We start from the raw sequence: 11,200 nt of genomic DNA on the forward strand, positions 1-11,200 counted from the left end.
CAGGTGTGACTCTTGCTCCGGCGCTTACTTCTTGCTCTTCGGAAGCGCCGCCACCGCGCTCGTGGTGAGCGGCACCTGACGCGCCACCGAGGCCGGCTGGTAGGGCTTGACCGCGGCCGGGGCGACCGCCGGAGCGGCCTTCGCCGTCGTGGTCGCCGGGGCGGCCGCCGGGGTGCCCGCCGCGTTGAGGGTCAGCGTGACGCCGCTCTGCAGCAGCTTGGGCGTGAGCCAGCCGGAGAGCTCACCGGCGTACGCGGTACCGGCAGGGGTGGAGACCAGACCCAGCAGACCCGGCTGGACCGTGCCGGTCGGCATGGTGACCGGCACCTGCACGCCGGCCGGGGCCTGGACGGTGACGGTGCTGCCCACCCGGTAGGCGGTGACCTTGCCGGCCGTCACCGCGGACTGCCAGGTGGAGCGCTGCTGCAGCTCGGCGCCGATGGCGGACTCGCGCAGGTTGACCATCGGGGCGTCGCTCGCCAGCAGCTGGTTGTAGGAGGCGAACAAGGTGTCCAGCACCGGGTAGAGGAGGCGGTCCTCGGTCAGGTTGGACTGGTGGGCGTAGTGCGGGTCGGGGTTGTCCCCGAGGATGTGGCCCATGTCGATGCGGGCCTCCAGCGGGACGATGTAGCTGCTGTAGCCGGTGCTCTCGTCCAACGGCGCGGGCAGGCAGGTGCTGGTGGCCGGGTTGGCGGTGCAGATGCCGCTGCCGCCCTGGGCGGTGGCGGTGTAGAGCCAGTTGTACTCGTCGACCTCGTCGGCGACCTTGCCGGCGTTGTAGTAGACGTTCATCGGGAAACGCGGCACGGTGAGCGTGCTGCTGCCGACGGCCCGCTGGTCGGGCTCGCGGGAGTGGTCGCTGCCCGTCCACTTCACGCCGGTGGCGGCCAGGGCGGGGGCGAGGTTGGGGTTGTCGACGGGCTGCTGCGGCAGCGTCTTCAGGCCCGAGTGCTCGCCGGTGACCAACTCACTTGAGTCGATGGAGAGCCCGTGCTGGGCGGCCCAGGTGACGTTGTTGCTGATCGCGCTCTGGATGGTCTGCTGGTCGACCCACTGGGTGGCGCCGTTCGCGCCCGTGGTGCAGGACCACGGGACGGTGGCGGTGTTCTGCACGCAGCCCAGGAACGGGTGGTCGTAGGTGTGGTTGACCCAGCGGAACGAGGACTTGTTCTGCAGCAGGGAGTCCGTCAACGGGTCGTCGACGGTGCCGTTCTGGGTGGCGTCGTCGCTGCCGCCACCGTTGAAGAGGAAGTCGAAGGTGAAGTTGTTCGCCTTCTCCCACTGCTGCGCGTAGGTGACGTCGGCGGGCGTCATCCGGATCTCGGAGGCGGCCGGGGTGCCCTGACAGGCGGAGGCCGCGTCGCCTGGGGTGCACTTGGCCGTGGAGCTCCACCGGTCGTCCGGCAGGAAGACGTCGTCGACGTGCATGGCGAAGTAGTTGCGGTCGTAGCCGAGGTGGATGCCCTGGGTCATCCAGTCGACGATGCCGCGGGCCAGCAGGCGGTACTGCTGCTGGTACTGGTTGTAGGCGAAGGTGAGCACCAGCTCGGAGACGCCGCCGTGGTCGTACTCCCCGGCCAGCACGCCCTGGGCGCCGCCGGCGTTCGGGATCGGCATGGTGACCAGCGGGGTGAACGAGGCACCGGCCGCCTGGGTGGCGAGCGGGGTGGCCAGGTAGCCGTAGCTCTCGGTCACGTTCGGGTCGTTGTCCTCGAACGGGACGCCACCCTTGAGGTAGCGGAAGGAGCCGCCGAGCCCGGCCGAGGTGACCGTGCCCTGCATGCCGTCCAGGGCGCCGATGTAGCCCGGGCTGGCCGCCCAGTTGAGGCCGACCGACGGCTGCGCGTAGGTGTAGGCGTCGACCTGCCGCACGGCGAACTGCTGCTCGTAGCTCTGCAGCGCCGCCATCTCGGCCGAACCGGCCGGGAACGGCGCGTTGTTGGGCAGCACCACGGCCTGGTACCGGCCCTCGGCACGGCCCGAGGAGTCGGTGCCGCTGAGGAACGCGGCGTTGATCACCGGCCGGCTCGCGTCGTTCAGGCTCACCCGTGTGTAGGGCGTGCCGGTGAGGTCCAGCTCGTTGACGATGGCGGCCACGGACGGCCCACCGTCGTCGACCACGAGCACCTTGAGGTCGATCCGCTGCGTGCTGCTCGCGGCCTGCGCCCCGACCGCCGGCGCCGTACACGCCAGCAGCCCCGCCGCGACGAACGCGGCGGCCCATCGGGTCCTGCGACCCATGTCGTCCCCTCCCGGGCGCGGGCAGCACTGAGCGCACGCGCCAAGAAATAGAAAGAAATCACCGAAGAATGAGGAATCCCCGTAAGCCCCCACAGGGCAGCTCCATCAGCTGCGTGACCAGGCTAGGAGCGGGGTCCGTCAGGAACGGGCCCCGAGCTGTTTTCTCCACTCCTGAGCGTGAGGTTCGGGACACGCGTTTGATTAGGCTCACTCGATCAGGCGGGTCGTGTCAGTCGGTCCGCCTAGGCTTCGGAGCATGAGCACTGCGTCCGAGCCGTCCACCGCCGAGTCATCCACGACCGAGCTGTCCAACGACGAGGCCCGCCGGATCGCGCTGCGCGCCCAGGGCCTCCTCGGTGCGCCCGACCGGCGCGGCGGCGTCCGGGCGATGCTGCGGCGGCTGGGCTCGGTCCAGTTGGACACCATCTCCGTGCTGGCCCGCTCCCACGAGCTGATCCCCTACGCCCGTCTCGGCGCGGTCGGGCGCGAGGCGGTGGAGGCGGCCTACTGGAGCGGCAACCGCTCCTTCGAGTACTGGTCGCACGCCGCCTGCGTGCTTCCCGTCGAGGAGTGGCCGCTCTTCGCCTTCCGGCGGCGCGCCTTCGAGCGGCGCGGCCACCGCTGGCACCGGATGGAGGACGCGGAGCGCTCCTGCGCCGAGATCGTCGCCAGGCTGCGCGCCGAGGGCCCGCTCACCACCAAGGAGCTGGGCGGCGCCAAGAAGGGCGGCGAGTGGTGGGACTGGTCCGAGTCCAAGATCGCCGTCGAGTGGCTGCTCGACACCGGCGTCGTGGTCTGCGCGGAGCGCCGCGGCTGGCGCCGCGTCTACACGCTGGCGGAGCAGGCCGTCCCGGCCGAGCTGCTGGCCGCCGAGCCGGACGACGAGGCATGCCTGCGGCAGCTGGTCCTCCAGTCCGGCCGGGCCCTGGGGGTGGCCACCGAGAAGGATCTGGCCGACTACCACCGGCTCAAGGTCGAACAGGTCGCCGCGGCCCTGCCGGCCTCCGGCCTGGTGCCGGTCGAGGTGGCCGGCTGGGGCCGCCCCGGCTCCGCCGCGGAGCCTGCCCGCGCCTGGGCGGATCCGGCCGCACTCGCCGCCTTCGAGGCGCAGCCGCGTGGGCGGCACCGCACCACCCTGCTCTCCCCGTTCGACTCCCTGATCTGGGACCGCGCCCGCACCGAGCGCGTCTTCGGCTTCACGCACCGCCTGGAGGCCTACACGCCCAAGCACAAGCGCGTGCACGGGTACTTCACCATGCCGCTGCTCTCCGGCGGGCAGCTGGTCGGCCGGGTTGATCCGGCACGCGAGGGCTCGACGCTGGTGGCACGTCAGGTCTCCCTCACCACGCCGAAGGCCGTCCCGGCGCTCGCGGAGTCGCTGCGCGAGGCCGCCGAGTGGGTCGGCTGCTCGTCCGTCCGCGTCGAGCAGCTCCACGACGAGGCACTGCGCCCGGCCCTGGAGAAGCTGCTCGCCGCCTGAGCCCGGTCAGCCTATTTCGAGGATCTTCTCGCGCATCGCGTAGACCACGGCCTCCATGCGCGAGTGGAGCTGGAGCTTCTCCAGAATGTTGCGCACGTGGTTCTTCACGGTGTTCTCGCTGATGAAGAGCTGCTTGGCGATGTCCCGGTTGTTGAGCCCCGTGGCCACCAGCTTCAGCACCTCCATCTCGCGGTCCGTCAGCCGCGGTGCGGGCAGCAGATCCTGCTGGTCCGTCCGCTTTTGGATCATGGACTTGAACTCGGTCAGCAGCTTGGCCGCCATCGAGGGGCTGATCTGCGACTGCCCGTCGGCCACCGCACGGATCGCGGTGGCCACCTCGTCCGTGGAGATCTCCTTGAGCAGGTACCCGGTGGCCCCCGCCTTGATCGCCTCGTAGAGGTCGGCCTCCTCGTCGCTGATCGTCAGCATGATGATCTTCGTGCTGGGCGCGACCTCCTTGATGGCCGTGCAGGCCTCGATGCCGCCACGACGCGGCATCCGCACGTCCATCAGGATGATGTCGGGCAGCAGATCGGCGGCCTTCTCGACGGCCTCCGCGCCGTCTCCGGCCTCGCCGACGACGGCGATGTCCTCCTCCTGGGCAAGGACGATCTCCAGTCCGCGCCGGAACAGCGCGTGGTCGTCCACGACCAGTACCCGGATCGGCTCCACCATCCGGTCCCTCCCCCTCGGTGGGCGGCTGTCACCGACATGATTCCACGCTTCGCGGGGGTCGCGATCACGCGCCCGAAGAGGGTTCCCCCGGAAGTGTGCCGGAGGAACCCTCTGTCGGTCCTGCTGTAGCGGTCAGTCCGTCAGGCGGCCGTTGTTGAGGCAGCCGTTGTTGAGGCAGCCGTCGCTGGGGCGGCCGTCACTCCTCGACCTTCAGGTGGATCACACCGTAGTCGTAGGCGTGCCGCCGGTACACCACGCTCGGCTGGAGCGTGTCCGAGTCCACGAACAGGTAGAAGTCGTGGCCGACCAGCTCCATCTCGTAGAGCGCCTGGTCCAGCGCCATCGGGGCGGCCGGGTGGGTCTTCTCGCGGACCACGAGCGGCCCGTCGCCCTCCACCGCCACAGATCCCTGCATCGTCCTCTTGGGCGGGCTCAGCTCCTCGGGCGTCGCCTGCCCCGGCGTGTCCGACAGCGCGGCGGTCGCCTCGGCGACGCTCATCGGGGACCGCGGCCCCTTGCTGACCCGCCGCCGGTCCGCCGCCTTCCGCAGCTGGGCGTCCAGCTTGGCGGAGGCGAGGTCGAGGGCGGAGTACGGGTCGGAGGAGCTGGCCTCCGCCCGGATGATCGGGCCACGGCTGCGGAGGGTGATCTCCACCTGGTCGGCGTGGTCGGACTGGCGCGGGTTGTGCTCCTTCGACAGCTCCACGTCGACACTGATCACCTTGCCGTCGAGCTTGTTGATCCGCTCGAGCTTCTCGGCGACGTGCCTGCGGAACCGCTCAGGAACCTCGGTCTTGCGACCCTTGACGACGATGTCCACGCAGAACTCCGATCCTTCGCGCTTCATGCCCGCGAACCCAGAGGTCCGCAAGGCCCGTCGAGTACGCAGCCCACCCGCTCGGGGTCGGGCGGGACCGCCGCTCTGTCCCCTTCATCCCCAGTGGGAACGGTGGGAACCCCATGGAACAACGGTTCCCTGGGTTTCGCCTGTCCTACTCGGGTCTGAAGTCCCGGGTCAGAGGGCCATAGGTCCTGACGTCCAAATTCGCCGGGCACGCGGTGCTTGTACAGCCCCCGCGCGGCCACGGCCCCCGTTCGGATGAACATCGCGTGAATGGCCCTCGTCATCGGGGTGGTCGGGGCACTCTTGGCACTCCTTCCGTGTGTATCTCCGACCGTAACTCCTTCTCGATGGGGAGGCGCCGTGGAACGGTCACCGATTCGCGCGCTCGACGCCGTACTGGACCTGCTGCTGCCCACCGTGTGCGTCGGTTGCGGCGGGCCGCACGCCCAGCTCTGCGCGCCCTGCCGGGCCCTGCTCGAGGAGGCCGATCCGACTCTGGCCCGGCCCGGCCACCCCGCGCCCGGCCTGCCCGAGACCTACGCCGCCCTGCCCTACGCCGGCGCGGTGCGCCAGGCCCTGCTCGCCCACAAGGAGCGCGGAGCATTGCGGCTCGCGCCGCCGCTGGGGCGCGCCCTCGCGCACGCCGTGCACGCGGCGGTCCCCCTGGCCCCCGCGCCCCACCGACGCGACGCGCGCCCGCTGCTGCTCGTCCCGATGCCCTCGACCGTGTCCGCCACCCGCGCCCGCGGCCACGACCCCACCGTCCGCCTCGCCCGCGCGGCGACGCGGTCACTGCGGGCCCGGGGTGTTCCCGCCCGCGTCGTCCCCGCGCTGCGTCACACCCGCGCGGTCGCCGACCAGTCCGGCCTCGACGCCGCGGCCCGGCTCCGCAACCTCTCCGGCGCGCTCGGGGCCACCCACGACGCCGGTCTCCTCCGCGACGGCCACGTGGTCCTCGTCGACGACCTGGTCACCACCGGCGCGAGCCTCGCCGAGGCATCCCGCGCCCTCGCCGAGGCCGGCATCGACGTTCTCGCCGCAGCGGTCGTCGCCGCGGCGTGAGCCCCTGGGTGGCCGTGTGGGGCGCAGCCCGGCGTCAGCCGGGGAAGCGCACGCCGCTGCCCTTGCTGGACCCACCGTTCTGCACCTGGACCCAGCGGAACTCCGTCAGCTGGGACGCGAAGATCTCCTCGTCGGGGCTCTTGGCGGTGGCGAACAGCCACTGCCCCAGATCCCCGGGCAGAGCGGTGACGTCGGTGACGCCGTTGAGTGTCTGGATCGTCCCCGCCGTGGACGGGGAGCCGTCCATCTCGACGGGGATCACGCTCGTGGTCCCCGTCTGCTGACCCACGACCACCAGTCCGTCGCCGTCCTGCCACGCCATGGAGGAGATGGAGCTGATCCCCACCGCCGTCGTCCGCAGGTCCTGCACCGAGAACGCCGGGGACGGGTGGCTCTGGTCGTCGGCACCCCCGACGCGCTGCACCCGCCCGATCTGGAGGGTCGTGCTGGCGCCGCTCTGCACCAGCAGGGCGATCCGCACACCGTCCGGAGCGACCCGGACCTGCTGGATCGTCGCGCCGTCCGGCAGGCCCTGGATGTCCACCGGTACCGGTGTGCCGCCGATGACCGCGCGCAGCGGCTTGCCGCCCGGGTCCGAGTCGGCCACCCACAGCGTGCCGGTCCCGTCGAAGCTCGGCGACGACAGCGCACCGGCGCCGGCGCCGCGCAGCACCGGCGTGGTCGGCGCGGTGCCGTGCCCCAGAGCGCTCAGGTAGAGGTCACGGCCGTCCGCCGAGACGGAGGCCACCGAACCGTCACCCGTCGGCGAGACCGCGAAGGAGCCGATCGTCACGCCCGGCGGGACCAGCTTGCCGGCAACGTCCTCGATGACGAACCTGTCCCCGTTGCTCGCGTCCACGCTGGGCGAGACGCTCTTGAGCTGGTGGTCCGGCCCCAGGAAGTACGCCGTCGTCCCGACCTGGACGGGGTTGAACGCACCCTCCGTACCGGCTGCGCACTGAGCCGGGCCGCCCTTGCCCTGGTAGAGCGTCACGGAGGTCGACTGGTTCGCCGTCGCGGTCAGGGTGGCGTACAGCTGCGTCGCCATGGTCTTGCACGACGTCCCGCTCCAGTCGCCGCCCGTGCCCAGCGTGAGGTACGCCTTGACGGCCTGGGCGTTGCTGGTGTCCAGCTGCACCTTCGTCCCGGGAGGGAAGACCGAGTTCACAGCCGGCTGCAACCAGGTGCTGGGTCCGTTCACCAGCTGCTGCGCCGCCGTCTGTAGGGGGTTGTCCACCCGGGTGCGGATGAACACCGGATCGGCCACCAGCGGACTCACCCCGGCACCGGTCTGACCGGCCACGGCGGGGAAGTACAGGTTGACCGAGGCGTATATCCGCTGGAAGTCCCGCTGGCTGATGAGGACCGTCGACGGCGGGTTCACGATCCGCCACTGGCCCTTGTCGTTCTTCGTGAAGTGGAACTGCACACTGACGGACCGGCGCGGCAGCGTGGTCGTGTAGGAGCCGTGCGTGTCCAGCGAGGCGATCTCGTTGCCGGTCGCCGTGATGGACAGGCTCTTCACGTCCGTGTTGGCCGGGATCGGCGGAAAAGCGGGGGCGGCGTCCAGCACGGTCACCGCGCCGGACGGCTTCCAGCCCGGATCGCTCAGGTACTGGCGCGCGGTGCGGTAGTCGCCCTGGTCGCTGGCGAGCGAGTCGAGGTAGCCGTGGAGCAGCTCCACCGGCTCCTCCCCCGGCGCCGGGGGCACCGGGACCAGCTCGACCCGGGTGTTCTGGGTGTTCCCGGATTCGGTCGGGCCCAGAGTGGCCGGACCGTTGCTGGGCATGGTGGCGCAGCCGGCCAGCCCGAGGACGGCGCCGGTGAGCGCCACACCGCGCAGCGTGCGGCGGCGTCGCAACAGCTCAGACCTCTTCACGGGTTCCCTCATCCTCGCCGTCGGGGCCACTGCCGTGCGCGCTTTCGGCGTCCCACCTCGCAGCGTCAAGGCTCTCGGGCCGGTCGTCCGTCCGGGTCGCCGCCGTGCCGGGGACGACCACGTGGCCGCCCACGGTACCGAAGCCCGCCCCGAGTCCGGAGACGGAGCCCAGGTCGGCGGGGTTGCTGGCCGGGGTGCCCCGAGTGGGGCCGGGCAGCGCCGGGATGACCGAGCCGTAGCCCAGCACGCCGCCGAGCCCGGGGCCCAGGCTGGGCTGGGTCGCTGCCTGGTCCGCCTCCGCGGCAGGAAGCGCCGTCGCACCCGCGGGCCGCGCCCGGCGGTAAGGGCTGCCGGAGAGGTCGAGGCCGAGGTTGCCGCGCGAGTCCTCGGGCTCCAGCGGGATCGGCGACCGGCTGATCTCCGAGCCCGCGCTGCGCGGAACCGTGAGGCGGAACTGCGAGCCACCGCCGGGCTCGCCCCAGGCATGCAGCCAGCCGCCGTGCAGCGCTGCGTCCTCCAGCGCGATGGACAGGCCGAGGCCCGTCCCGCCCGTCGTCCGGGCACGCGCCGGGTCGGCCCGCCAGAACCGGTTGAAAACACGTGCGGCCTCGCCGGGCTTGAGCCCGATGCCGTGGTCGCGCACCGCGACCGCGACCGCGCCGTCCCCGGCCGCCATCCGGACCTCGATGTCGCGGCCCTCACCGTGCTCCAGCGCGTTGACCACCAGGTTGCGCAGAATGCGCTCGATCCGGCGCGGGTCGCACTCGGCCACGACGGGCTCGTCGGCCCCGATGACGCGCACCGCGCTGCCCTTCCGCTCGGCCAGCGGTCCGGCCGCGTCGATGACCCGGCCCACCACCTCGCGTAGGTCGGTCGGCTCGGAGTCCAGAATGGCGGCACCCGCGTCGAACCGGCTGATCTCCAGCAGGTCCGCGAGCAGCGACTCGAAGCGGTCCAGCTGGTTCTGCAACAGCTCGGCGGAGCGCTCCGCCATGGGGTCGCCGAAGTCCTCGCGGGCCTCGTAGAGCAGGTCTGCGGCCATCCGGACGGTTGTCAGCGGGGTGCGCAGCTCGTGGGACACGTCGGACACGAAGCGGCGCTGGACGCGTGAGAGCTCCTCCAGCTGCCGGATCTGCGCCTGGAGAGCCCCGGCCATGCGGTTGAACGATTCTCCGAGGCGGGTGATGTCATCCGTGCCGGAGACCTTCATCCGCTCCTCCAGCCGGCCCGAGGCCAACTGCTCGGAGATCTCGGCCGCCATGCGCAGGGGGGTCACCACCTGGCGCACCACCAGCCAGGAGATCGCCCCCAGCAGGATCACCACGAACACGCCGGCGGTCGCCAGAGTCCCGGTGACCAGGTTCAGCGTGCTGGTCTCCTGGGTGAACGGGAACACGTAGTACAGCTGGTACGCGTTGCCGGGTGTGGCCACGTCGGAGACCACGCTGCTCGGCAGCGCGATCTGCTCACCGATCACCACGCCCGGCTCGGTCTGCGCGCCGTTACGGTAGGTCACCGACGTGAACGAGGCCGCGTCACCGCCCGCGCCCGCCGCCACGCGCTGCTGGAGCTCCGCAGGGATCGTCGCCGTCGGGTCCACCGACCCCGAAGCCGGCATGGCCCGGGACGAGGCGGCCCGCGGGTCCTTGCCCGACGGCAGCATCCCCACGACGTAGTAGGAACCCGCCCCGCTCTGCGCGAGCGCGTTGACCTCGTCGGTCATGACCGCACCGAGGTCCAGGGCCGTATCGGTACCGGCGGTCGGGCTGATACCGGACTGCCCCGACGCCGGGGAGCCGGACTTGTGAGCAAGCGTGCTGAGGTCGTTCGCCGCGGACCTGGCCGCGGCGAAGCCGCTCTCTGCCTGAGTCTGCGCCGACTGCATCTTCGTCTGCAGCAGGCCGTTGCGGACCTGGTTCATCACGACGACGCCGAGCAGCAGCACCACACCGAGCGAGAGCACCAGCGTCATCGCCACGACGCGGAGCTGGATCGAACGCCGGTACAGCCCGACGGCCCGCCGGAACGGCCGCCGGAGCTGCCGCACGAGCGCGCTGAAGAAGGGCTGCTGGGTCGTCTTGTGGTTCGTCGCGTTCGCCGAGGTGGACCGCGTGTCCTGCACGGTCGACCGCCCGCCGTCCGGGTCGGGCAGGGCGGCGGGGGTCTGACCGCTCATCTCAGTTCGGGCCCGCCTTGTAGCCCACGCCGCGGACCGTCACGACGATCTCGGGGCGCTCGGGATCCCGCTCGATCTTCGAGCGGAGTCGCTGCACGTGGACGTTGACCAGGCGGGTGTCGGCGGCGTGCCGGTAACCCCAGACCTGCTCCAGCAGCACCTCGCGGGTGAACACCTGCCAGGGCTTGCGGGCCAAGGCGACCAGCAGGTCGAACTCCAGCGGCGTCAGCGGGATGCTGCGGCCGTCACGCTTGACCGAGTGACCGGCGACGTCGATCACCAGGTCGCCGATGGTCAGCTGCTCCGGGCTCGGCTCCTCAGCACGGCGCAGACGCGCGCGCACGCGGGCGACGAGTTCCTTCGGCTTGAACGGCTTGGTCATGTAGTCGTCGGCGCCGGACTCAAGCCCGACCACCACGTCCACGGTGTCGGTCTTGGCGGTCAGCATGACGATCGGCACGCCGGACTCGGCGCGGATCTGCCGGCAGACGTCGATCCCGTCTCTGCCCGGCAGCATCAGGTCCAACAGGACGAGGTCAGGCTTGACCTCGCGGAAGACAGCCAGAGCCTTGTCGCCGTCCGCGACGAAGCTCGGCTCGAACCCCTCTCCACGCAGCACGATGCCAAGCATCTCGGCCAGAGCAGTGTCGTCATCGACGATCAGGACGCGTCCCTTCATGGTGTCCATGGTCGCAGATCCGAAACGTGACCCGGGCCACAGTCGGCGAGACTTCTGCCACAACCTGCGGGAACGCAGTGAAGCCCCCTGACCGGAGGTCAGGGGGCTTCACTGTAATAGTTGTTCGGCGGCGTCCTACTCTCCCACAGGGTCCCCCCTGCAGT

The 11,200-nt window shown here is 71.2% G+C and carries 8 protein-coding genes; 2 read left to right on the top strand and 6 right to left on the bottom strand.

Annotation, left to right across the window (positions count from 1 at the left end):
• Positions 1-24: 24 nt before the first annotated feature.
• The gene (locus tag ABH931_RS24850) at positions 25-2,241 is read right to left on the bottom strand and encodes a hypothetical protein (protein ID WP_370117240.1); all 2,217 of its coding nucleotides are present in this window, start codon (positions 2,239-2,241) and stop codon (positions 25-27) included.
• Between the two features lie 256 nt (positions 2,242-2,497).
• Between ABH931_RS24850 and ABH931_RS24855 the strand changes: the two genes are divergently transcribed.
• Entirely contained in the window at positions 2,498-3,721 is a 1,224-nt protein-coding gene (locus ABH931_RS24855) for a winged helix-turn-helix domain-containing protein (RefSeq protein ID WP_370117243.1), read from the top strand.
• A 6-nt stretch (positions 3,722-3,727) separates the two neighbouring features.
• Here the strand turns inward: ABH931_RS24855 and ABH931_RS24860 are convergent, their stop codons facing one another.
• Together ABH931_RS24860 and hpf are read right to left on the bottom strand one after the other, a co-directional pair.
• Positions 3,728-4,396, bottom strand: coding sequence for a response regulator transcription factor (locus ABH931_RS24860; protein WP_236656654.1), 669 nt, complete (start codon positions 4,394-4,396; stop codon positions 3,728-3,730).
• Between the two features lie 196 nt (positions 4,397-4,592).
• Positions 4,593-5,216 carry a ribosome hibernation-promoting factor, HPF/YfiA family gene (gene hpf / locus ABH931_RS24865; protein ID WP_370117263.1) on the bottom strand — a complete coding sequence of 208 codons (624 nt, stop codon included), beginning with the start codon at positions 5,214-5,216 and terminating at the stop codon, positions 4,593-4,595.
• Positions 5,217-5,600: 384 nt separating this feature from the next.
• Between hpf and ABH931_RS24870 the strand changes: the two genes are divergently transcribed.
• The gene (locus tag ABH931_RS24870) at positions 5,601-6,302 is read left to right on the top strand and encodes a ComF family protein (RefSeq protein ID WP_370117246.1); all 702 of its coding nucleotides are present in this window, start codon (positions 5,601-5,603) and stop codon (positions 6,300-6,302) included.
• Positions 6,303-6,336: 34 nt separating this feature from the next.
• Here ABH931_RS24870 and ABH931_RS24875 read toward each other — a convergent pair whose 3' ends face one another.
• Genes ABH931_RS24875 through mtrA form a run of 3 tightly spaced genes read right to left on the bottom strand, consistent with a single transcriptional unit; the run spans position 6,337 to position 11,036 of the window.
• Positions 6,337-8,181 (bottom strand): LpqB family beta-propeller domain-containing protein, encoded by a 1,845-nt coding sequence (locus ABH931_RS24875; protein WP_370117248.1) that lies wholly within the window; start codon positions 8,179-8,181, stop codon positions 6,337-6,339.
• Complete coding sequence (gene mtrB, locus ABH931_RS24880) at positions 8,168-10,357, bottom strand: MtrAB system histidine kinase MtrB (protein WP_370117250.1); 2,190 nt, start codon at positions 10,355-10,357, stop codon at positions 8,168-8,170. Before mtrB ends, ABH931_RS24875 begins: the two co-directional genes overlap by 14 nt.
• A 1-nt stretch (position 10,358) precedes the next feature.
• Complete coding sequence (gene mtrA / locus ABH931_RS24885; protein WP_042389953.1) at positions 10,359-11,036, bottom strand: MtrAB system response regulator MtrA; 678 nt, start codon at positions 11,034-11,036, stop codon at positions 10,359-10,361.
• Between the last annotated feature and the right edge of the window lie 164 nt (positions 11,037-11,200).

The sequence above is a fragment of the Streptacidiphilus sp. MAP12-33 genome, from assembly GCF_041261265.1.
Taxonomy (GTDB): domain Bacteria; phylum Actinomycetota; class Actinomycetes; order Streptomycetales; family Streptomycetaceae; genus Streptacidiphilus.

What these genes read in the sequence shown, in the direction of transcription:
- ABH931_RS24850 (WP_370117240.1), bottom strand. Translation starts at nt 2,241, where the DNA reads ATGGGTCGCAGGACCCGATGGGCCGCCGCGTTCGTCGCGGCGGGGCTG.
- ABH931_RS24855 (WP_370117243.1), top strand. Translation starts at nt 2,498, where the DNA reads ATGAGCACTGCGTCCGAGCCGTCCACCGCCGAGTCATCCACGACCGAG.
- ABH931_RS24860 (WP_236656654.1), bottom strand. Translation starts at nt 4,396, where the DNA reads ATGGTGGAGCCGATCCGGGTACTGGTCGTGGACGACCACGCGCTGTTC.
- mtrB (WP_370117250.1), bottom strand. Translation starts at nt 10,357, where the DNA reads ATGAGCGGTCAGACCCCCGCCGCCCTGCCCGACCCGGACGGCGGGCGG.
- mtrA (WP_042389953.1), bottom strand. Translation starts at nt 11,036, where the DNA reads ATGAAGGGACGCGTCCTGATCGTCGATGACGACACTGCTCTGGCCGAG.